General features: G+C 39.2%; 19 protein-coding genes and 1 pseudogene. All 20 read left to right on the forward strand.

The window, feature by feature from the left end:
- Positions 1–417: 417 nt before the first annotated feature.
- The 20 genes and pseudogenes from SHEW_RS07180 (at position 418) to galU (ending at position 23,558) form a co-directional block, all read left to right on the forward strand.
- Positions 418–3,180, forward strand: coding sequence for an SLBB domain-containing protein (locus SHEW_RS07180; RefSeq protein ID WP_011865200.1), 2,763 nt, complete (start codon positions 418–420; stop codon positions 3,178–3,180).
- An 85-nt stretch (positions 3,181–3,265) separates the two neighbouring features.
- Positions 3,266–4,240: a Wzz/FepE/Etk N-terminal domain-containing protein gene (locus SHEW_RS07185; RefSeq protein WP_011865201.1), complete on the forward strand. Its 975-nt coding sequence runs from the start codon at positions 3,266–3,268 to the stop codon at positions 4,238–4,240.
- A 217-nt stretch (positions 4,241–4,457) separates the two neighbouring features.
- The gene (gene rfbB / locus SHEW_RS07190) at positions 4,458–5,555 is read left to right on the forward strand and encodes a dTDP-glucose 4,6-dehydratase (RefSeq protein WP_011865202.1); all 1,098 of its coding nucleotides are present in this window, start codon (positions 4,458–4,460) and stop codon (positions 5,553–5,555) included.
- Positions 5,555–6,430 (forward strand): glucose-1-phosphate thymidylyltransferase RfbA, encoded by an 876-nt coding sequence (gene rfbA, locus SHEW_RS07195; RefSeq protein ID WP_011865203.1) that lies wholly within the window; start codon positions 5,555–5,557, stop codon positions 6,428–6,430. The genes rfbB and rfbA overlap by 1 nt, the downstream gene beginning before the upstream one ends.
- Positions 6,431–6,439: 9 nt before the next feature.
- Complete coding sequence (gene rfbD, locus SHEW_RS07200; protein ID WP_011865204.1) at positions 6,440–7,306, forward strand: dTDP-4-dehydrorhamnose reductase; 867 nt, start codon at positions 6,440–6,442, stop codon at positions 7,304–7,306.
- Positions 7,307–7,308: 2 nt separating this feature from the next.
- Positions 7,309–7,854, forward strand: coding sequence for a dTDP-4-dehydrorhamnose 3,5-epimerase (gene rfbC, locus SHEW_RS07205; protein WP_011865205.1), 546 nt, complete (start codon positions 7,309–7,311; stop codon positions 7,852–7,854).
- On the forward strand, positions 7,854–8,912 hold the full coding sequence (locus tag SHEW_RS07210; RefSeq protein WP_011865206.1) for a DUF1972 domain-containing protein: 1,059 nt from the start codon (positions 7,854–7,856) through the stop codon (positions 8,910–8,912). Before rfbC ends, SHEW_RS07210 begins: the two co-directional genes overlap by 1 nt.
- A 27-nt stretch (positions 8,913–8,939) precedes the next feature.
- On the forward strand, positions 8,940–10,448 hold the full coding sequence (locus tag SHEW_RS07215; protein WP_011865207.1) for a lipopolysaccharide biosynthesis protein: 1,509 nt from the start codon (positions 8,940–8,942) through the stop codon (positions 10,446–10,448).
- Between the two features lie 14 nt (positions 10,449–10,462).
- Complete coding sequence (locus SHEW_RS07220; protein ID WP_190272413.1) at positions 10,463–11,329, forward strand: SDR family NAD(P)-dependent oxidoreductase; 867 nt, start codon at positions 10,463–10,465, stop codon at positions 11,327–11,329.
- A gap of 34 nt (positions 11,330–11,363) precedes the next feature.
- Positions 11,364–13,103, forward strand: a complete 1,740-nt coding sequence (locus tag SHEW_RS07225) for a thiamine pyrophosphate-binding protein (protein WP_041406548.1) — start codon at positions 11,364–11,366, stop codon at positions 13,101–13,103.
- A gap of 2 nt (positions 13,104–13,105) precedes the next feature.
- Positions 13,106–14,236 (forward strand): polysaccharide pyruvyl transferase family protein, encoded by a 1,131-nt coding sequence (locus SHEW_RS07230; protein WP_011865210.1) that lies wholly within the window; start codon positions 13,106–13,108, stop codon positions 14,234–14,236.
- 8 nt (positions 14,237–14,244) lie between these two features.
- Positions 14,245–15,387 (forward strand): glycosyltransferase family 4 protein, encoded by a 1,143-nt coding sequence (locus SHEW_RS07235; protein ID WP_190272414.1) that lies wholly within the window; start codon positions 14,245–14,247, stop codon positions 15,385–15,387.
- Positions 15,388–15,398: 11 nt separating this feature from the next.
- Positions 15,399–15,977 (forward strand): acyltransferase, encoded by a 579-nt coding sequence (locus tag SHEW_RS20360; RefSeq protein WP_011865212.1) that lies wholly within the window; start codon positions 15,399–15,401, stop codon positions 15,975–15,977.
- A gap of 22 nt (positions 15,978–15,999) precedes the next feature.
- Positions 16,000–17,073, forward strand: coding sequence for a glycosyltransferase WbsX family protein (locus SHEW_RS07240; RefSeq protein WP_190272415.1), 1,074 nt, complete (start codon positions 16,000–16,002; stop codon positions 17,071–17,073).
- On the forward strand, positions 17,063–18,043 hold the full coding sequence (locus SHEW_RS07245) for an EpsG family protein (protein ID WP_041406553.1): 981 nt from the start codon (positions 17,063–17,065) through the stop codon (positions 18,041–18,043). Before SHEW_RS07240 ends, SHEW_RS07245 begins: the two co-directional genes overlap by 11 nt.
- Positions 18,043–18,852, forward strand: a complete 810-nt coding sequence (locus SHEW_RS20365; RefSeq protein WP_011865215.1) for a glycosyltransferase family 2 protein — start codon at positions 18,043–18,045, stop codon at positions 18,850–18,852. The genes SHEW_RS07245 and SHEW_RS20365 overlap by 1 nt, the downstream gene beginning before the upstream one ends.
- Before the next feature lie 201 nt (positions 18,853–19,053).
- Positions 19,054–19,973 (forward strand): annotated as a pseudogene (locus SHEW_RS07250) (IS5 family transposase).
- A gap of 371 nt (positions 19,974–20,344) precedes the next feature.
- Entirely contained in the window at positions 20,345–21,412 is a 1,068-nt protein-coding gene (gene wecA, locus SHEW_RS07260; RefSeq protein ID WP_011865216.1) for a UDP-N-acetylglucosamine--undecaprenyl-phosphate N-acetylglucosaminephosphotransferase, read from the forward strand.
- Between the two features lie 153 nt (positions 21,413–21,565).
- A complete protein-coding gene (gene wecA / locus SHEW_RS07265) occupies positions 21,566–22,609 on the forward strand; it encodes a UDP-N-acetylglucosamine--undecaprenyl-phosphate N-acetylglucosaminephosphotransferase (RefSeq protein WP_011865217.1) in 1,044 nt (347 codons plus the stop codon).
- Between the two features lie 64 nt (positions 22,610–22,673).
- Entirely contained in the window at positions 22,674–23,558 is an 885-nt protein-coding gene (gene galU, locus SHEW_RS07270) for a UTP--glucose-1-phosphate uridylyltransferase GalU (RefSeq protein ID WP_041407059.1), read from the forward strand.
- Positions 23,559–23,643: the final 85 nt, after the last annotated feature.

Consider the following 23,643-nt stretch of genomic DNA (forward strand, 5'->3'; position numbering starts at 1 on the left):
TGTAGGGCATCTTAACCAAATTATTTTAGTAAAGAGTGATTTAAAAGTTGAATTTCGCGTGGCGAAGGGCATGTTGGGAGCCGTAACCTATGGGCGGTAGCGTGCCCGCAGGGCATCGAATGAAAAGTTTCATTCGTTAAGCGATAGCCGAAGGCCTCTGGCCGCCATGCGGATCGGTAGCGTGCCTGAAAGGCAAAGACAGAACAGTTTCTGTCTTTTAGTGGAAGCTGCTAATGATTGTCAGGAACCATCATTAGCAGCTTTAGCTGGCTTGAAAAGTGAAGTACAGGATGTACTGAGTCAGATCCCCGCCACATGGGCATGTATCGTGTCCGAATGCCAGTAATTGGCTTAGATTTTATCTGCTTAAGCCGGAAAGTTTTATTTAGACCTTGCCTTTATCAATGGAGAGTATCGGTGTTACAACGAACCAAAAAAGTCATTATAACAGCGGTTGCCGCACTGTTTTTGGTGGGGACCCAGGTGCAGGCCATCACGCCTTCGCCGCAAATGATAGAGCAGTTTAAAAATCTGCCAGCTTCTGAGCAGCAAAGACTTGCCCGCCAGTATGGAATCGATCCTGCGATGCTCGGCGGCGCGAGTGTATCGCAGCAAAATCTCGATAATCCGCAAGTCGTTCAGCCTCGAGTAAATGATCAATTTAGTCAGCCTCGTGCAACTAATGACGTGGTCGATCATTCCCGCGATGCGGCTAATGAACTTAATTTCTCACAGGATGAACAGAAGAAGCAGCTAGCACGTTTTGGTTATGAGCTTTTTCAAGGTGAACCTACCACTTTTGCGCCCGTCTCTGACGTGCCAGTTCCTGGTGAATATTTGGTTGGTCCTGGCGACAGAATTAAGGTACAGCTCTTTGGCAAAGAGAATAAAGAATATGACCTGGTGATTAATCGAGAGGGGAGCATTCAATTCCCCGAACTAGGTCCTATCTCAGTAGCGGGTTTAAGTTTTGCCGAGCTTCGAGAGTCTCTGAGTCATCGTATTTCTCAGCAGATGATAGGGATTGAGTCGAACATCACCATGGGTGAGCTACGCTCTATTCGTATCTTTATCGCGGGTGATGCCTATAAGCCAGGTTCATACACCGTCTCGAGTCTGTCTACTATCACCCAAGCGTTGTTTGTCGCAGGCGGGGTGAACGAGATTGGTTCACTGCGTAACATTCAGGTCAAGCGTAACGGAAAACTAGTCGGCAGCATGGATCTGTATGATCTACTTATGCGAGGTGATGCGTCGGGAGACATACGTTTGCGTTCAGGCGATGTAGTGTTTATTCCCCCAGTAGGTGGGCTCGTAAGTATTACTGGCGAAGTGCGTCGCCCTGCTATCTACGAGCTAAAACGTAACGAAACGGTTGCCGATATCGTCGCTATGGCCGCTGGCGTGAAACCCGGTGCCTATCCAAAGAGCAGTAGCATAGAGCGATATAATAGTAATGGCCTTCGCAGTATCGTGAATGTCGATCTGACTTCTACTCAAGGTAAATCAACAAAGGCCCAAGCCGGTGACTTTATTCGCGTAAAAAATGCTTCTGGTCAGTTTGAAGATGCCATTACCGTGGTTGGTGCCGTCGTTCGACCAGGAAAATATCAATGGTTTGATGGCCAAAAAGTAAGCGATCTTCTGCCGTCACTTTGGGGCGATCTTTCAATTTCAGCCGATCTCAATTATGCGATTATTGTGAGAGAGGTGAATCGCTACGGAAAGGTTAAGGTACTTCAATTCTCTCCTAGCCGCGCTATCGCCGAGAAAGATGTCACGCAAGATTTGTTATTAGCCCCTCGTGATAAGGTCATGCTGTTCAACTATAGCGATGATACACAAAATCGTTACGAGCTTAATAAGTTGGTTAAACATAGAGTTAAAAAGGTGACCTCACTTACGGGTGATAGCCTTGTAGGTAATGATCTGTTTAAGGCTGGCTTCTCTCAGCTCGATAAGATGCAACTTTCACAACGTAGTCAAATTGGTGGTGTAGTTGTAGCTAAAGAAGCGCCTGATGATAAAGAGCAGCTTGTAAAGGGTGAAGTCAATAAGATGCTGGCTAACCTATTTGAGGATAAGGAGCTCATTAAGCTTAGTGGCTCAATGAATCGTAGTGAGCTGCTTTATCCCGTTGTTGCACAGCTAGCTGCTCAAGGTAACTCAGATAAAGGCACGCAAGTCGTCGCCATCAGCGGTAAGGTACGTCATCCAGGTGTGTATCCCCTTTCTCAAGGGGCTAAGGTTAAAGACTTAGTCATTGCTGCGGGTGGATTGGTTGAAGGTGCCTACACGGCTCGAGCAGAATTGACTACTACGGTAATTGGAAGCGAAGAGTCTAGCGTTAACCATTCAAGTGTTAATTTAGATGACGCATTGGCAGGGATTGATAGTGCCAATGTGGTGTTAAGTTCCAGAGACATCTTGACGGTAATGACAACGCCTGATTGGCAGGAAAACAAGGCGGTTGAGATTCGTGGTGAGGTAAAATTCCCAGGCATGTATAACATTCGCCGTGGTGAAACGCTTGCCGACGTGATCGATCGTGCAGGTGGCTTTACTCAGTACGCGTATTTACCTTCTTCTGTGTTTGTTCGCGAGTCAGTGCGTCAACAAGAACAGCTGGAAATTAAAAAGCTTGCCGATCAACTTAGACGAGACATAGCTACTCGCGGTGTATCTAAAGATGGCAATGTGGTGAATTACAGCGATGCAAAAATGATGCTTACCGACCTTGAAAACATCAAGGCGGTAGGCCGTTTGGTTGTTGATTTGTCTGCTATATCGATTGGTATCGAACAGGCCGATATTCAGCTTGAAGATCAAGATATTCTTTATGTGCCGTCGGTCAAGCAGACGATTGCGGTAATGGGTGAGGTGCAACACGCTGCCACTCATAGGTTTAAAGAAGGCTTAACGTTAGATCAGTATCTTGAGATGTCTGGTGGAGCCAGAGAGCGCGCCGATGAAGACAGAACCTACATTATTAAGGCAAATGGTTCGGTGCTCCTCCCGAATCGTTCAATGTGGTTTAGCAGTAATACTGAGCTCAATCCTGGTGACACCATTATTGTACCGCTGGATACAGAGTATAAAGATAACCTCACACTCTGGACCCAGGTTACCGGCATTATTTATAACAGCGCCGTTGCATTGGCCACGATTGCCAAACTATAGCCTTTACTATGAGCACTTTGATGAGCTTAGTTATCGAAGTGCTTTGTTTCTTCTTAGGATAATGAGACTCAGAGACACAAATTCTATGTCCACCGAGATAAAAAACTACGGCGATGCCCAATTTTCCGATATGCGCGCTCAAGTACAACAAGCTAATGATGAAATAGACCTTAGAGAACTGTTTTCAGTCATCTGGCAAGGCAAGTGGTTAATTATAGCCATAACGGCCGTATTTGCGATTGGTTCGGTTGTTTTTGCGATTATGCAGCCTAATATCTATAAATCTGAGGCGCTTTTAGCCCCCGCAAGTGAGGAGCAAGGAGGCGGTTTAAGTGCTTTAGCTTCTCAGTTTGGCGGCTTAGCGAGTATGGCTGGTATTAACTTAGGTAGCGGCGGTGGCGTTGATAAGACTAAGATGGCCATTGAGGTGATGAAATCGCGCCAGTTTGCGAGTGATTTCATTAAAAAGCACAATCTTTTACCTGATTTGATGGCCGCAGAAAAATGGAACATGGCTGATAACGGCATTGTCTATGACAATGAGTTATATGATGTTGAATCAAAAAAATGGGTAAGAGAAGTTAAAGCCCCTTTCAAGCCTGAACCATCAATGCAGGAAGCTTTTAAAGAATTTAGCAAAGTAGTTAGTGTTAACTCAGCAAAGGACACTGGCATGGTAACCGTATCTGTAGAGCATTTATCGCCAGCGGTTGCTCAACAATGGGTCAATTGGCTAGTTGAAGATATCAATAAAGTCATGAAAGAGCGTGATGTAGCAGAGGCTATCCGCAGCAGCGACTTTTTAAACAAGCAAATTGCACAGACGAACGTTGCTGATATACGCGCTATTTTATACAAGCTAATCGAAGAGCAAGCCAAAACCATTATGTTCGCTGAAGTACGTGATGAATATGTATTCAAGACGATCGACCCAGCATTGGTCCCTGAAGAAAAGGCCAAACCCAAAAGAGCACTAATATGTGTATTAGGTACCATGCTAGGTGGTATGTTAGCTGTAATGCTGGTTCTTATAAAATATTTCGTAAGAAGAGAAAGCTAGACGAAAACTTTTAAGGGTCTATGGGGACCAATGCTGTTTAATAAAGAGCAGAAAAAAGTAAAACCTAAGCTCTGTAAGGGATAACGAAGATTCGATTGTCTCAAAATGGATAAAAAGTGTCTCAGTTGGGTTTGAAAGACTGAGATGTGATAGTGAAATTTATCATTCCTAAATAGCCATTTAGTATGGCTAAATTCATCAAATTTGGTAGTAAAAAATGAAGATTCTAGTCACAGGTGGAGCCGGATTTATCGGCTCTGCGGTCGTTCGTCATATTATCAACAATACACAAGATAGTGTAATTAATGTCGACAAGTTAACTTACGCTGGCAATCTTGAGTCACTCGTGAGCGTAGATAAAGATGAAAGATACGCTTTTGAGCAAGTTGATATCTGTGATCGAGCAGAATTAGATAGGGTCTTTAATGAACACAAGCCTGATGCGGTAATGCACCTGGCTGCAGAGTCTCATGTTGATCGTTCAATTACAGGTCCCGCTGACTTTATTCAAACCAACATCGTTGGTACTTATACCCTTCTTGAAGCGACTCGCGCATATTGGAATGAACTACCTGCTGATAAAAAGACAGCCTTTCGTTTTCATCATATTTCTACCGATGAGGTTTATGGTGACTTACTTCATCCTGATGAAGTACAAAATCCAGACGAGTTACCCTTATTCACTGAAACCACTCCTTATGCCCCGAGTAGTCCGTATTCGGCATCGAAAGCATCTAGTGATCACCTTGTTCGCGCTTGGTTACGCACCTATGGTTTGCCAACAATTGTGACCAATTGCTCAAATAACTATGGTCCTTACCACTTTCCCGAAAAACTTATTCCTCTTGTGATTTTGAATGCATTGGAAGGCAAGTCTTTGCCTGTTTACGGCAAAGGTGACCAAATTCGTGATTGGTTATATGTAGAAGATCATGCTCGTGCGCTATATAAGGTGGTTACTGAAGGTGTTATTGGGGAAACCTATAACATTGGCGGTCACAATGAAAAGCAAAATTTGGAAGTCGTAAAAACCATCTGTTCTATTTTAGATGAGCTAATGCCTAAGGATGTTCCTTACTCAGAACAAATTACTTATGTAACAGATCGTCCAGGTCATGATCGTCGCTATGCCATAGATTCAAGCAAAATGAGTCAAGAGCTGAACTGGTTGCCTGAAGAGACCTTTGAAACAGGGCTTCGGAAAACGGTACAGTGGTATCTTGATAACCAGGTTTGGAGTCAACGTGTGCAAGATGGTTCTTATCAAAGAGAACGTTTAGGTGTGATTAGTAACACTCAGGAAGGTGATAAATAATGAAAGGCATTGTTTTAGCCGGTGGCTCAGGAACGCGATTATACCCTTTGACTAGAGGCATATCTAAGCAATTGTTGCCCGTTTACGACAAACCAATGATTTATTACCCTATATCAACGCTGATGTTGGCAGGTATCCGGGACATTTTGATCATTACAACGCCTGAAGATAATGAAAGCTTTAAACGCCTGCTAGGTGATGGTAGTAATTACGGAATTAATCTTGAGTATGCCATTCAAGAAAGACCTGATGGTTTAGCACAAGCCTTTACTATTGGCGAAGACTTTATAGGTGATGATAGTTGCTGTTTAGTGTTAGGTGACAATATTTTTTATGGTCAATCTTTTACTAAAATGCTACTAAATGCGGCTAATCGTGAGCAGGGGGCGACGGTATTTGGATATCAGGTGAAAGATCCAGAGCGTTTTGGCGTGGTAGAGTTTGACGATGATATGCGCGCTGTTTCTATAGAGGAAAAACCACAGAATCCAAAGTCCGATTATGCTGTAACAGGTTTGTATTTCTACGATAACCGTGTTGTTGAATTGGCAAAACAGGTGGAACCTTCTGAACGCGGAGAATTAGAAATTACAACGCTCAATGAAATGTACCTTAACCATGGTTCTTTGAATGTAGAGCTTTTAGGTCGTGGTTTTGCATGGTTAGACACTGGAACACATGAAAGTTTGCATGAGGCAGCTTCATTTGTTCAAACATTAGAGCATGTACAAGGATTAAAGGTTGCCTGTTTAGAAGAAATAGCATTTCAACAGGGCTGGTTAAATCAAGAAGATTTATTACGAATTGCAGAGCCTATGTTGAAAAACGATTATGGTCAGTATCTACATAAATTAGCTACAAAGTCTGATAAATAGCGAGTCATCATGAAAGTGTTAGTTACAGGATGCAATGGGCAAGTTGGTCATTGTTTAGTTGAACAATTACAAGGTAAGGCTGAAATCTTAGCTGTAGATGCACAAGAGTTAGATATTACTCAACAGCAAGCGGTTAACGATGTAGTTAATAAATTTATACCTGATGTAATTATCAATGCTGCTGCCCATACGGCTGTTGATCGAGCTGAAACAGAGCAAGAACAGTCGTATAAAGTGAATTGTGATGGGCCGAAGTATTTGGCGCAAGCAGCACAATCCATTGGGGCATCAATCTTACATATATCGACAGATTATGTATTTGAAGGCAATAAAGATGGCTTATATAACGAAGAGGATGTAACAAACCCTCAAGGTGTATATGGCGCAAGTAAATTAGCGGGAGAGCAGGCTGTTATACAAGCGTGTGAAAAACACATCATCCTTCGAACTGCTTGGGTATTTGGTCAGCATGGAAATAATTTTGTTAAAACTATGCTTCGTTTAGGGCAAGAACGCGATTCATTAAGTATTGTTGGAGATCAGTTTGGTGGACCAACCTATGCCGCTGATATAGCCGTGGCATTAATCCATATCGCACAACAGGCGCATGCCGGAAAAAATGCTTGGGGAGTTTATCATTTCTCAGGTATGCCTCATGTAAATTGGTATCAATTTGCTGACGCAATTTTTACTAAAGCTGTTGAGCAAAATATATTGGAAAAAGCACCAACTTTAACATCTATCTCTACTCTCCAATATCCAACACCAGCGAAAAGACCGACTAATTCAAAGCTGGATTGTCACAAGATAAAAAGTATTTTTGGCATTTTACCAAGTGACTGGGTAAAAGCATTAACCGAAATTAAAGAATATTAAGCATGAAAATAATCGATACTAAAATTCCAGATGTAAAAATCATTGAGCCAACAGTATTTGGTGATGAACGTGGTTTCTTTATGGAAACATGGAACCAAAAACGTTTTGAAGAGTTGGTGACAGGTAAACATACTCAGTTTGTACAAGATAACCACTCTAAATCTAAAAAAGGAATTTTACGAGGCTTACATTACCAAACTGAAAATACTCAAGGGAAGCTAGTTAGAGTTATTTACGGTGAGGTATTCGATGTCGCTGTGGATATTAGAAAAGGTTCACCAACATTTGGTAAATGGGTAGGAGAGTACTTATCTGCTGAGAATAATCGACAGTTATGGGTTCCAGAGGGATTTGCACATGGTTTTTATGTCACAAGTGAACATGCTGAGTTTGTATATAAGTGTACAGATTATTATAACCCTCATATGGAGTGCTCAATTCAGTGGGACGATAAGTTTTTGTCAATAGAGTGGCCGTTTGAAAGCGAGCCAATTTTGTCTTCTAAAGACTCAAATTGTTTAGGTATGAACGAACAGGTATTATTGTAGTGAGAAAAGTAGTAGTTGTGGGGACTGTGGGTATACCTGCATGTTATGGAGGCTTCGAGTCACTTGTCGAGAATTTAACAAAGAATTCATCAGCTGAAATAAAGTATGAGGTCATTTGTTCATCAAATTCTTATCCTGAAAAAAAAATAGAGTATAATGGAGCAAAGCTATCTTATATACCGTTAAGCGCAAATGGTATGCAAAGTATTTTCTATGATATCGTTTCGCTGATTAAATGTATTTTTTCTCGTCCCGATGTCGTTTTAGTATTAGGGGTTTCTGGGTGTATTTTTCTTCCATTTTTTAAGTTGTTTTCTAGAGCAAGAGTGATAACAAATATTGACGGATTAGAATGGAAGAGAGATAAGTGGGGTAGTCTCCCTCGAAAGTTTCTTAAGATCTCAGAGAAAATGGCAGTTAAGTTTTCTGATGTTGTTGTGACTGACAATAAGGCTATTAGCGATTATGTCTTGTATGAATATGGGATAAACAGCGAAACAATAGCTTACGGTGGTGATCATGCAATAATTGGTGGTCAACATCATCAGAATTTATCTGTTCAGGAATATGCTCTTGCTCTGTGCCGGATTGAACCTGAAAATAATGTAGCCATGATTTTAGATGCGTTTTCAAAATCAAATAAAGTGCTAAAATTCATAGGAAATTGGGAGCATTCTGAATTCTCTCGTAAATTGAGAGAAAAATATTCAACCTCAAAAAATATTCAACTTATTGATCCTATTTATGATCTAGATACATTGTTTAACCTTAGGAAGTCTAGTTCTATTTATATTCATGGTCACTCAGCTGGTGGGACTAATCCCTCCCTAGTAGAGATGATGCATTTTGGAAAACCTATTCTGGCGTTTGATTGTGATTTTAATCGTTACACTACTGATAATAGTGCCATTTATTTTAAGAGTTCTAGTGAGTTAATAGATATTATTGATAGTGAGCATTATACGCGGTTTGAAAAAGTTGGAAATAAGATGGTTGAAGTAGCAAATCGATGTTACAAGTGGCAAAACGTTACGGAGCAGTATGAAAAACTTTACTAATTTTTTAAATGTTGACAGCCATAAATAATGAATAAAAAAATCATCGTCAATACATTGGCGTTATATTCACGTCAGGCGTTAGTTGTTTTAATAAATTTGTATGTTGTAAGGATCGTTTTAAATGAACTGGGAGTGTCAGATTATGGTGTTTATAATGTAATATTAGGGGTTACAGCAATATTCTCCTTTATTCCTAGTGCTATGACTGTTTCAGTGCAACGGCAATTTGTTTTTTCTATAGAAAAAGGTAGGGAAAGTTTAAAGCGATGTTTTTCTTCCTGCTTAGTAATATATTTATTAATGATAGCTCTTTCTTCGATGTTGTTTTTTACATTTGGGAGTTTTTTTGTTAAAGAATATTTAGTAATTCCAGAGCAAAGACTCAGTCCTGCATTAACGCTGTTTTATTTTTCCATTGTTATTTTTATACTTTCTATAGCTACATCCCTTTTGACTTCATTAGTTATATCTCATGAAAACATGAAGGTTTATGCAATTTTATCTGTCATTGAAGCACTGCTTAAATTGATGTCTGCCTTTATTCTTGCATATGAAATTGAGGATAAGTTAATAACATATGGCGCTCTTGTAATGCTGTCTTCTTTGATAGTTTTTATGCTGTATAATGTTGCATGCATAAAATACTATAAAAAATATCGAATAAGTATTATTGGGTTTGACAAACAACTATTTGTAGATACTGTAAAATTTTCATCTTGGACACTGTTTGGCTTTTTTACATCAGTACTGCGTACACATGCTACAACCCTACTGATTAATCAGTGGTTTAATCCTGTTGTTGTTGCTGCACGAGTTATTTCTAATACAATATCAAGTCAGCTTATGATATTTGCTAATAATCTTAACGTGAGTCTCTACCCCCCGATCGTGAGAAATTATGCAAATAAGGATGTAAATGGTGTCAACACCATTCTGATTGAGGGGAGTAAGATTTCCTTTTTTTTAGTTTGGTTATTAGCTCTTCCAATGCTTGTAGAGACTGAGTTTTTCCTTAAAGTGTGGTTGGTGACTCCACCAGTTGACTCAATATCATTCACACGCCTTGCATTAATTGAGGCGCTTTTAATGTCGTTAGGCTTAGTAGTAGGAAGTGCTGCTAGAGCTACGGGAAAGATCAAGAAATATGAGTTAATTTTAGGTGCGGTCCAAATTTTAACATTCGTTGTAACCGTGTTTGTATTATATATAGGGTACCCAGCTTACAGTGTATTTGTTATTGGTATTGTAACAAATTTAATAATGCTTTTTTTGAGACTTTGTATTTTACAATTTTTGATGGGCTTTAGTATGAAAGCTTTTATTAGCAAGGTCTTGCCTACAGTAAGTTTTATGGTTATTACATCTTCTGTTTTTTCTGTTTTTCTTAGGCAAGAATTTCAAAATGGATGGGCTAGGGTCGTTGTTACTCTATTTATAGGTACATTTTTCTCCTTTCTAGTAATGTACAAATATGGTTTGAGCGCAGAGTTAAAGATTAAGCTTAAATCTAAATTAATCGATTGGATAAGACGATAAGGAAGAGGTTTGTTTTGTCGATAATCAATAAAGCTTTTTATATAATAAAAAAAACTCTAATTGCTATTAATTCAATTAAACGTATTTATAAGCAAGGTGGGTATACTAAACTAGAAGTAAAGCAGGTATCAGGCGACGATTTGCTAAAAGGTAAAAAAATATTGGTAACAGGAGGTGGGTCCGGAATAGGGCTCGCAATAGCGAAAAGAGCATTAAATCGTGGCGCATCTGTTTTGATATGTGGTAGAGACAAAATTAAGTTAGATAACGTAATTAAAGAAGTTGACGACTCAAATTTAAAGATGTTGTCACTTGATGTAAGTGATATTAGCTCGCATAAAGATAGCCTGGAACAGGCTGTACAGTTACTTGGTGGCGAAATCGATATCTTGGTTAATAACGCCGGTATCATTGATGGCGCAGATTTCTTGCAAGTGAGTGAGGAGACTTGGGATAGAATTTACGCTGTAAACTGTAAGGGGATGTATTTTTTATCACAATCGATTTGTAGTCGCTGGATTAATAAGGGCTGCACTAATGGCCGCCGTATTTTAAATATTTCTTCTCAAGGTGGTTATGTCGCGGCTACTTATCCTTACAGATTAAGTAAATGGGATGTTGTTGGAATGACTCAGGGGCTTGCTTTGAAACTAGCTCCTTTAGGTATATTGGTTAATGGTTTGGCGCCTGGAATAGTTGCTACTGATATGCAAAAAGATTTAGTAAAAGATGATACGAATGCCTTTTTGCCTTTGAATCCATTACAAAGACATGCGTCGCCAGATGAAATTGCTGAGCTCGCTGTGTTTTTAGTCAGCGACTCCTGTAGCTTTATTGTTGGACAAACGATCGTTTGTGATGGCGGGTTCATTCTTAAGTAAAGTATTTTATAAAAAATTTTTGGAGTAAGCATTGATGACGTATACTAGAGAAAAAAATACTCAACTGTTAATATCACTTCTAAAACAACATGGTGTTAGATATGTAGTTGCTTCACCTGGCAATACAAACACTGCTTTCATTGGAAGTATTCAAGGAGATCAGTATTTTACAATATTCTCCGCTGTAGATGAACGTTCGGCTGCTTATATGGCCTGCGGAATAGCTGCGGAGACCGGTGAGACAGTTGTAATTAGCTGTACTGGCGCTACTGCTTCGAGAAATTATCTGCCAGGTATGACTGAAGCATACTATAGAAAATTGCCGGTTATTGCAGTGACGTCATCGCAACCCATTGCAAATATAGGACACCTTTCTGCCCAATTACTCGATAGAACAGTAATCCCAAAAGATGTTGCAAAATTATCTGTTAATCTTCCTATTGTAAAAGATAATGATGATGTTTGGGAATGCGAAATCAAAATTAACCAAGCAATTTTGGAGTCGTGTAGACATGGGGGCGGTCCAGTACATATTAATCTACCAACGACATTTACAAAGCCATTTGATGTTAACAAAATACAGCATGCTAGGTTAATAAACAGAGTTACTATTGATGATCAGTTCCCTTTGTTAGAGGATAAGAAGGTAGCTATTTTTATTGGATCTCACAAGAAAATGTCAAAGGATGTTGAGTCTTTAATAGATAGATTTTGTGAAGAAAATAACTCTGTAGTTTTTTGTGATCATACAAGTGCTTATAAAGGGAAGTATAGAGTTCATTATTCATTAGTATCAGGTCAAGAATATAATAGCATAATTACTGAAAGGCCGGACATTTTAATTCATTTTGGAGAAGTAACGGGCGATTATTATAATCTTAAGATTGCCGCCAAAGAGCAAGTGTGGAGAGTTAGTGACGATGGTGAAATACGAGACTCTTTCCGCAAGTTAAGATATGTATTTGAAATGTCACTTAACTCTTTCTTTTTAAATTATGTAGGTCATGGTACTGAAATAAATATTAGTTATTATGAAACATGTAAAGCCAAATTAGATCAAGTTAGGAACAATATTCCTGAAATACCATTTTCAAATATCTGGGCAGCATCCCAAGTTTCATCGAAATTACCGGATCATTCAGTGATTCACTTTGGTATATTGAATAGCCTTCGATCATGGAATTTTTTTGATATTCCAGACACCGTTACCTCTGACTCAAATGTAGGCGGCTTCGGAATTGACGGCAACATGTCTTCGTTAATTGGTGCCTCACTAACTAATCCTGAAAAACTGTATTTTTTGGTTAATGGCGATTTGGCTTTCTTTTATGATTTAAATGTATTAGGCAATAGACATGTCGGAGCTAATATTAGAATTTTACTTGTGAATAATGGGAAAGGCACAGAGTTTAGGCAGTATAACCATCATGCTAACTATTTTGGTGAAGATACAGATAAGTATATCGCAGCAGCGGGCCATTTCGGTAATAAGTCGAAAAGCTTAGTTAAATGTTTTGTTGAGAACCTCGGATTTGAATATATTTGCGCATCTGATAAACAAGAATTTTTATTTCAAATTGACAGATTTGTTACTAAGAACGTTCAAGATAGACCGATGGTATTTGAAATTTTCACGAATAGTAACGATGAAAGTTGTGCTTTAGAAAAAATGCTTTCTATTGATATAGATAAAAAAATTGTCAGGAAAAATAAAGTCAAAAGTGTAGTTGGAACTTCTGTTATTAGTAGTGTAAAGAAAATACTTGGTAGTTAAAAATGAAAATTGGAATCGTTACATTTCATCGCGCGTTAAATTATGGCGCAGTGTTACAAGCATGTGCAATGCGCAGGATATTTAGTGACCATGGCGAAGTCGAGATGGTTGATTATTGGCCTGATTATCATAGTTCTCATTACTCGTTACTTGACACGCGCTTTTTGAATAAAAATCAATCACTATCAAGTCGAGTAAGGCTGCTTAAGTCTGCTATTAAACGCATTATATTGCTGCCAGTTCGGTTGAAAAGGAATAAAAAGTTTTTATCCTTTATCGATTCTAATATAGTAAAAGTTTCTAATGCTCCAATAAAATTGGCAAACAAAATACCTGATTATTTTGATGTAGTCGTATATGGAAGTGATCAAATTTGGCGTGTGTATGATTTTGATAATTACCCTAGACCAGACATGGTATATATGGGCGCTGGTGTTTTAGACGGAACTAGGAAAATAGCATTTGCAGCAAGTATGGGGGATGTTAACGTTGATACACTATGTGATGATAGTGTTATTAAAGCTCTTAAAAATTTTGAACATATAAACGTTAGAGAACAAGCTTTGAGTGAATCTTTACTAAAGCATTCAGGACTTTCCTCTTGCGTAGTGTTAGATCCAACTTTTTTAGTTAGTTCTGATGTTTGGAAGAGAATGGCTGAAACAATACCAAGAAATAGGAAAGATAATAAATATGCACTTTTTTATAGCTTGATTCCTTCAGAGGAGTCTATACGGATTGCTAAAAATATAGCCGAAGAGAAAGGCGTTGAGTTAGTTGAGATTAATGGTTTTGAGACTATAGGTGGATTGTTTAATAAGTCGGTGGCTCAGTCGGCAGGTCCTTTGGATTTCCTTGAACTTATTATGAATGCAGAGTTTATTGTATCTACTTCATTCCATGGTGTTGTTTTTTCGATCATTTTTGAGAAGCAATTCTGTGCTTGCGGCATGAAGGGGCACTCTGAAAGAGTTAGGAGTTTACTTTCTAAGCTTTCTATAGAAGACAGGCTAATAGATACTGTTGAACAGTTAGAATCTCTTGGTGAAATTGACTATAAAGAGGTGACTAAATTATTAGCTAGGGAAATAGAACATTCAAAAGAGTTACTCGAATATTCGTTATTTGAATGAGCTTAAAAATGAAATTAATTTATGTAGTTGAAAGCTCCGTACCATATGGAGCAAATAAATGTTTAATTGAAATTATTGATAGGTTAGATAAAGACAAACATGAGGTAATGGTTGTAGGCGCTGATGAAGGAGCTCTATCATCATGGCTTAGAGAGAGAAATGTTTCATATGTTTCTTTAAATCATCGATTATCAATATATCCAGTCTTAAATAGTAGGAAAGATTATCTGTTGTGGCTTCCGAGACTTTTTCGGAGAGTAGCATTAAACGTTATTGCGATGGTCAAGTTTTTTAAAATATGCAAGCGTTTTAAACCTGACATTGTGCATACTAATGTTGGGCCGTGTTCATTAGGCTATTTTGTAGCAACATATCTGGGAATAAAGCACGTTTGGCACGTCAGGGAATATCAAGATTTGGACTTTGGAATGTCATTCTTTCCAAATAGAAAAGCTTTCCTTAAGCGCCTTAAACGTTCAGATGCCGTTATATGTATTACTAATTCCATAGCTGCTCATTTTCATTTGACGGATAATGAAAACTTAGCCGTGATAAATGACGGCGTTATTTCAGATGAAAAAGAAATAGATATTATTCAGAAAGAAAATTATTTTCTTTTTGCTGGTAGGTTAGAGGCTGCAAAAGGTATAGAAGAGGCTATTGAATCATTTTTTGAGTTTTGCGAAACAGACTCATCCGGTATTAGCTTTTATGTCGCTGGTGACGGTAACTTTAATTACTTAAAAAAATTAAAGGAAAAGGTTTCAAAGAGTAATTTCAGTAATAGGGTTAGATTTTTAGGTTTCAGGGATGATATTTTTGCACTAATGCGAATGGCTAAGGCCCTGGTAGTAGCATCAAGGTGTGAGGGGTTTGGCTTGATAACGGCGGAGGCTATGTATCAAGGTACTTTAGTTATTGGACGCGATACTGGTGGAACCTCGGAGATATTAAAAGACAGTAAAGGGATTCATTACGGCTTTCTGTTTAATTCTATAGATGAACTCACGAAATTAATGCATGAGGTGGTTGATTTAAGTCCTGATGAGTATACAAAAATGGCTCGCTCAGCTCAAAGAAGAACTTTAGATAAATATACCATCAATAGAAATTTCCGTGAAATATCTGATGTGTATAATACCCTTATGTAAGGTGATTTTTTATGGTTAAGTTAAGGCTTTTTTTTATGTTCTTATGTGGTCTTTTTTGGTTTAAAAAGGCCGGAGTGTATATATCTCCTAGTTCAAGAGTAATCGGTGCTGATAGAATTTCAGTTGGTAGGAAGTTCGGTGCTGGTTCTGGATTTTGGATGGAGGCAATAGGATCATATGCAGATAGATTATATCAACCTATGATTTCTATCGGGAATAACGTCAGTTTTAGTAATAATTGCCATGTATCATCAATTAATAAAATTCACATCGGGAATAATGTTTTAGTTGGCAGTAATGTCCACATTACTGATTTATCACATGGGTGTTATTCAGAGGCTAACTCGTCTTGCGATCCTGAAGAACCACCGATTTATAGAGCGTTATTTAGCGGCGGAGAAGTAGTAATTTCCGATAATGTTTGGATTGGAGATGGTGTAGTCATTCTACCAGGAGTTACCATTGGCCGCGGTACAGTCATCGGCGCAAACAGTGTTGTCAGTCGTTCTATTCCAGAAAATTCTATTGCAGTTGGTAATCCTGCAGTCGTAATAAAGCAATATAGGAATGGCGGATGGCGCCGAATTTAAAGTTTATACACAGAGATTTATAATGGAAAAAATAGCATATTATCTTGGCCAATATCATTCATTAGAGGAAAATAATGCATTTTGGGGGGAAGGGTTTACTGAATGGCATAATGTTGCTAAGGCTAGGCCTTTGTTCCCATCACATAGGCAGCCAGTTTTACCAGGTAAACTAGGATTCTATGATTTACGAAATAATGATACAATTGAAGAACAGGTAGCCTTAGCTGATAGTTTTGGAGTTACAGCTTTCTGTCACTGGCACTATTGGTTTGGCGGGAAACGAGTATTGTATAGGCCATTCGATTCTATGCTAAAAATTCAAAATTCACCTGTAAAGGTAATGTTGGGTTGGGCAAATGAATCTTGGACAGGCATTTGGCATGGGCTTTCAGATCAAGTGATTTTTGAGCAACCCTATAATAAAATTGAGTTGAACGAACATGCTAAGCTGCTAGCAGATTATTTTCGACATGAGAACTACTTGAAGGTTAACGGTAAGGCTGCTTTTCTAATATACAAGCCTAGAAAAATACCTGAAAGCAAGAGCTATTTGCAACTTCTTCGACAGAAAGTATATGAAAACTGTGGCCTTGATATGTATATAATTGGCACTTGGGGACCTGGCCGGTTGGAAGTAATTCATAGTGCAGATGAATTAGGCTTGGATGCATTAGTTGCTAATAATGTTGGAGCAACGTTTAAATCTGAATTATCAAGAAAGTTATATAATGGTTTTTGGACTGCAGCCAAATCATTAGGTCTTGGCCCAGAGTTAAGAAATTATGCATCGACAGTTAAAACTTTAGAGTACGCTCACCAAAATATTTCTGGCACCGTTCACTCTACTATTGTTACTGGATGGGATAATAGCCCAAGATCAAATCGCCGAGCATTGGTTTTGACTAACTTTAACGAAAATTCATTTAAATATGCAATCGATATAGCGATTTCTAATGAGAAAAATAATGAAAATAAGTTATTATTTATTAAATCTTGGAATGAATGGGCAGAAGGGAACACTTTAGAACCTCGCTTTAAAGAAGACTGGAGTTTAGGAAAGGTTCTCAAAAAACAGATCATTAAGCATGATGTATAGAATTAGTATCTATAAGATAGGTTTTTTATTTCTAGCTTTAAGTCTCTGCGCTATTTTGGCTTTAAGACATATCCCTAGTTTTTATGACATCAATGATTCTGGACGATATGTAGCTTGGATTGAGTCTTATTGCCTAGGGGAGGAGGGCTATTATGAAGATAAACTTGAAAGCCCTTCTTATCAACTATTTTATTCAGTGGCTACGCTTAATTGTACGATAACTGAGCCCCACACATTTCTTTTTATCGTTGCCTTGTTTACTCCTCTTCCATTTGTTTTGTTCAGTAGAGGAGGGTGTGGTAACTTCATGTGGAGTTTGACTTTTTTTTTAAGTGTCTTTAGTTTAGAGTTAATGACAAATGCTTTGAGGCAAAGCTTAGGTTTAATGCTTTTTATGTTTTCTCTGGCGCTTATAAAAAAGTCTAAACTCTTCGCTTTTGTAATTCTAATTGTGTCAATATTTAGCCATCCTTCTGTCGCAATATATAGTCCGCTTTTTATAGTTATGGCATATAATGGTTTTGTGCTTAGAGTGTTGCGTCACAAGCCTTACATGTTTTTATTTTTTAGCTTGGTTGTTTTGTTTTTGGGGGTTATTTCAAATTACTCTTTGTTTTGGGGGCAGTTAAACTTCTATCAATCTATATATATGAACTCATTGAATTTAAGCTTTGTGCTTTATGTGACCTTTCCGGTCTTTTTTGTGTGGTTTACTCGTTACGTTGTAGATTATGAATTAGTAAGTTTCGACGAAAGGTTCTGTTTTTTTTATTCTTTGTTTTTAATTGTGGTTACTTTAGTTTTTTTTCCCGCAATAACTTATAGGGTGGTTTTTTTAACCTTTCCAATTTATATATTTATAATTAGTAGGGAGGGAGTGACCAAACTGTCTGGGTTATGCGCTTGTATTGGTTTGGTAATTCATATGTCTGTGATGATGCTGTTCTCTTCTAATAGGATTTTATATTAATGGGTAAATTAATTACAGTTGTTATACCTACATATAATAGACGCCGCAAAACAATTCAGGCTATAGAGTCTGTTATATCCTCTAAGCCTGGCTTGGTTGAGATTATTGTAGTTGACGATTGTGGTTCAATACCATTCGAGTACCCATCGGTCAGAAATAATTGTGGCGTTGCTGTTAGGGTTTTGTCACTTGATGTCAACTCAGGACCCGGAATTGCAAGAATGTTAGGTGTAAAACATGCGACGTCTAATTATATAGCTTTTTTAGATTCGGATGATGTATATAGTCCCGCGTGGGTAGACTATTTATTAACTAAGATAGCTAGCTATAGTAGTTCTGGTAATGCTAGAGTTTTTATAGCTGGGCATGCGGTTGGTGGAAATAGTTCTGGTTTTTTTGTTACTAAGTTTCTTAGTCTTGTTCCCGAAAATTTGCAAACTGTTTTAACTAGATTTGTTTCTATTTTCTTTAACCCTTTTTATACTCCTACTTTGTTCATGCATAAAGATTGTTGTCATTTTTTAAAGGGGCTTAGGCATTGCGAAGACTATTATACAAATGTATTAGGGGTTTTTACATCTTCTGAAGTTCTTGTTGTTCGAGAAGTAGCTTGTGAGTTGGGGAGGGAGCCAAACAGCAAGGGTGGGGAGTCAAATGACAAGATCAAAATGAGTCGTGGAGAAATGGTTGTTAGAAAGAGTATGTTGCGTTCGAATTCAATTTCTGTTCTTTATCGTTTATTTGTTCCCTTGGGTATGCTTTATCAAATGGCTAGGATTAGTTTTAAAAAGCTTTTTAGTTTTAAATGATATTTAGTGAATTTATTTTATTTCGAATGTTGTGGTGTGCCGAGATTTAAGGCTTCGGTAGTGATGAATAGATTGTGTAAAGTTGATTTTTGATTTGTTTTCATACTGTTGGTGATTCAGGTAGGCGTTGTTGCCTAAATCGAATTGAACCATTTTGCTCATTTGCGATCTGATCGTTAAACCCTACTATCAGGTCGCATCATGGGTACAGCCAAGGGCAACATCACCAACTGGACGCAATACAACCAAGTCTTAACCCAAAGAGGTTCATTAACCTTTTGGATGGACGATGCTGCTATCAAGCATTGGTACAACCAACATCCTTCTGGTCGTCAGGGCCGCAGTAATACCTACAGTGACTCAGCCATTAGTACCGCGCTCATGATTAAGGGCGTGTTTAAGTTACCTCTGCGAGCGCTGTATGGGTTTATCAACTCGCTATTTCGGCTGATGGATGTTGATCTAAAATCGCCCGACTATAGCTGTATCAGCAAGCGAGCTAAGACGGTTGAAGTCAACTATCGCCTACGCAGTAAGGGACCAGCTAGGCACATCTTGATTGATGCAACAGGGCTGAAAGTCTTCGGTGAAGGAGAATGGAAAATCCGTAAGCATGGCAAGGAGAAGCGGCGCATATGGCGCAAGATGCACTTGGCCGTTGATGCCGACACTCGCGAAATAGTGAGTGCGGTAGCCTCGCTCGATAATGTGCATAACAGTGAAGTAATCCCTACGCTCATTAACCCACTTCGCTGTAAGATCAAGCAAGTCTCCGCCGACGGTGCCTATGACACAAAGCATTGCTACGCAGTGCTTCAGCGGAAAGGTATTACAGCCATCATTCCATCCAGGAAGAATGCAGGATATCGGCGAGGCGAACAGCCACGAAACGAGGCCGTAGATGCACTAAAAGAGAGATCAGTTAGCCTCGTGGAAGCATGATAGAGGTTATCATTAGCGGTCGTTTTCAGAGACGGTTAATATATCGCTATAAGCAACTCAACAGCGGGAAATTGAGCCTGCGCGATTACAACGCTCAAGTAGGTGAAATTATGGCTGGCGTTGCGGCGTTGAACAAAATGAGCAGGCTAGGTATGCCTGTTCGTCAGATACCTGGATAAACTGCTGAACAGCGCAGGGGGACTGCGTTCCCTGCACTGAATTGATCAACAACGCCATTTAGGTAATGTAATTTTTAGTTAGACGTTTAAATGAATTTACCTCAGGTTTTTTAGTTGGTTTAATATAGCTGATGGATGGAATGTTTTTATTTTATAAGTCGCTTATTGGATGCTTAAGCCAGTAGTAATTTGTGGTCAGTTTCTCTTTGAGTTGAGCTAATAGCTTTTAGATGGCACGAGTTATTTTATGTTAAAATTGGTTTTTAGCAAAGGTTACTTTATTTTTATCATTTCGAATGAATAACTTAGTTATCTATAGCGAGTGAACGTAAAGCTTAACCTATTGCCTATAACCTAGAGTGTTGTAGTTTATGAGTTTTTATTTGATTTTTGCATTTTTTAGTTCGTTTATTTTGTTACTTGTATGTCGTAAATTAGCTAAAAGAATTGGCTTGGTCGACAAACCTAATGAGCGTAAGTTACATGTAGGTCAAGTGCCATTAATTGGTGGTATTTCAATCTTCACTGCTATCATGCTGAACATCTGTTTGGTGTTCGATGTCACGAGTAATGTGATGCTTTACATGGTTTGCTCCACAGTACTGATTGTACTAGGTGCGCTTGATGATCGTTTTGATCTCAGCTTTAAAGCTCGTTTGGGGGTGCAGGCAGCGATTTCGATGGCGATGATTTTGATCGGTTATAAGAGTCTATATTACTTAGGCTTTATTGCTGGTGATAAGGCGTTGATCCTACCGACCTTTGTCAGTTATGTCGTGACCATTTTTGCCGTGATCGGAGCCATTAACGCCTTTAATATGGTTGATGGTATTGACGGTTTGTTGGGTGGATTAGCCTTGGTGACCTTTGGTGCACTTGGTTATATGTTTTACGGTGCAGGGCAGATAGAGTTGGCACACTTTTGTTTACTGCTCATGGTGGCGATGCTGCCTTATATCATGCTTAATTTAGGCTTTCCTTTTGGGCGTCGTTTTAAAGTGTTTATGGGTGATGCTGGTAGTATGTTTATTGGCTTTACCGTCATTTGGTTGTTGATTGAGGCGAGTCAGGATCAGCAAGAGGCGGTCATTCGTCCGGTGACGGCTTTGTGGTTTATCGGGTTGCCGTTAATGGATATGGTGTGCATCATGTCGCGCCGCATCAAAAAGGGTCAATCACCATTTAAGCCCGATAGAGAGCATTTACACCATATCTGCCAACGCGTTGGAATGTCGCCGAGAATGTCATTGTTGGTCATCTGTTTGATAGCGACCTTGATGGCGGTAGTTGGGGTTTGGTCTGAGTATCTCGAGATTAGTGAAACTGTGATGTTTGTCGCGTTTTTGCTGGTGTTTGCTTTGTACTATCTCGCGATTAGTTATGTCTGGCGCATAACTGCATTCATGCATAGGTGGTTTAAGTTTACAAGAGCAACATAAAATAGATTTGGCTTCAGGTCCAAAGTTATAGCGTTTTATGTTGATCCGTTTTTACCTTGTCATATGGAGGCTATACTATATGGCTGGTAGTTGTTGGCGGTAGAGAACAGTATGGTTCCTCGTCATTCTGTATTGACTTAGGGAAGAGAGTTTATGGAATACTTTATACCGTTTGTTACGGTGTTTTGCTTAACGTGTGTGGCAATTAAATTGTTTCATCCAATTGCAGAGAAAGTGGGCTTAGTAGATCTACCTAATGAAAGGAAAACACATGTTGGTGCAATACCGTTAATCGGTGGCGTGGCAATATATTGTAGTGTTTTGCTTGTTTCCAGCATTGTGTTTGAACAAAATCAGGTGTTCAATCTTTACTTGATTTCTGCTGCGCTCATATTGTTTTTGGGGGTGTTGGACGACAAATATGATTTGTCTGTTCGAGTGAGGATTGTTGCGCAAGTGATCACCGCTTCAATTCTTGTCTTTGGTGCAGGATTTTACCTTACTTCATTAGGCCATATTACTTATTTCTTTGAGTTGAAGCTTGGCTACGTAGGTGTTTTTGTCACCATATTGGCAGTTATCGGTGCCATTAATGCCTTCAATATGGTGGATGGCATTGATGGCTTAGCCGGTATGTTGAGCCTAGTCACTTTTACCTCTTTGGCACTGCTGTTTTACACGGCCGGTAATCATTGGTTTATTCTTCCACTACTTTTCATTGGCGCAATAATTGGGTACTTGATATTTAATTTAAGATGGCCTTTTGAAACCGTTCAAAAAATTTTTATGGGCGATGCGGGGAGTATGCTGATTGGGTTGACGGTTGTATGGTTACTCGTGTTGGGTGTTGAAGCTGATGCTCGGGTATTTGCACCCGTTACCGCACTGTATCTGATTGGTATTCCGTTGATGGATATGGCGGCCATCATGTACCGTCGTGTCAAAAAAGGGATGTCTCCTTTTAAGCCTGACCGAGATCACCTTCACCACATATTTGAAAGAGCGGGCTATAGTCGAAAACAAACCCTGGTTCGGATTTCACTGGCTTCCATAGTACTCGCTGCACTCGGGGTTTCGGGAGAATGGATGCTAGTGCCTGAGTGGATTATGTTTTTGGGCTTTGTTGCTATTTTTGTGGCCTATAACTGGGCATTATCACACATTTGGCAAATATTGACTTGGCTTCGTAAAGCTTAGTTTATTGTGGCATTGGAAAAATCCTCTTATGGGGGGTTGTCTGTTTTATCATATTGGATTTTTTATGAAAGTTGTTATTCCTGTTGCAGGTCTTGGCACGCGCATGTTGCCTGCAACCAAAGCCATACCGAAAGAGATGTTGCCGCTAGTTGACAAGCCACTCATTCAATATATTGTTAACGAGTGCGTATCAGCTGGTGTGAAAGAGATTGTATTGGTAACTCATGCGAGTAAGAATGCTATCGAGAACCATTTTGATACTTCCTATGAACTTGAGTCTACGCTTGAGAAGCGTGTAAAGCGTCAGTTACTGGACGAGGTGCAATCAATTTGCCCCAAAGATGTGACCATCATGCACGTGCGCCAAGGCGAGGCTAAGGGGCTTGGTCATGCCGTACTTTGTGCTAAACCTTGTATTGGCAATAACCCTTTCGCTGTCGTATTGCCGGATGTGATCTTAGATGAGTACAGTGCCGATCAAAGCTCAGAAAACCTTGCGGCAATGATTAAACATTATAAAGCGACTCAAGCTAGCCAAATCATGGTAGCGCCAGTGGCTCTAGATGAAGTTAACAAGTACGGAATTGCCGATTGCGGCGGAGTGAATATCGAACCTGGTGAATCATCAGTTATTAAGGCTATGGTTGAAAAGCCTGCTATTGATGAAGCCCCGTCTAATCTTGCTGTTGTAGGTCGTTACGTTTTGTCTGAAAAAATCTGGGACTTGCTGGCTAAAACCCCTGCTGGTGCAGGGGATGAAATCCAATTGACAGACGCAATCGACATGTTGATTGAATCTGACACTGTCGAAGCCTTCAATATGACAGGTAAGTCTCACGATTGTGGCGACAAGCTTGGTTATATGGCAGCCTTTGTTGAATACGGCCTGCGTAATGAAAAGCTGGGTAAAGAGTTTCGTCAGCAGTTAGATAACCTGCTAGCACAATAATCTTGCCCCGAGATTTAATGCCCACTTTGGCTTGCTGAAATGGGCATTTTTCATTTCAGGGTAGTGTATTATCTATTGATAGCTT

This window comes from Shewanella loihica PV-4 (assembly GCF_000016065.1).
Lineage (GTDB): Bacteria > Pseudomonadota > Gammaproteobacteria > Enterobacterales > Shewanellaceae > Shewanella > Shewanella loihica.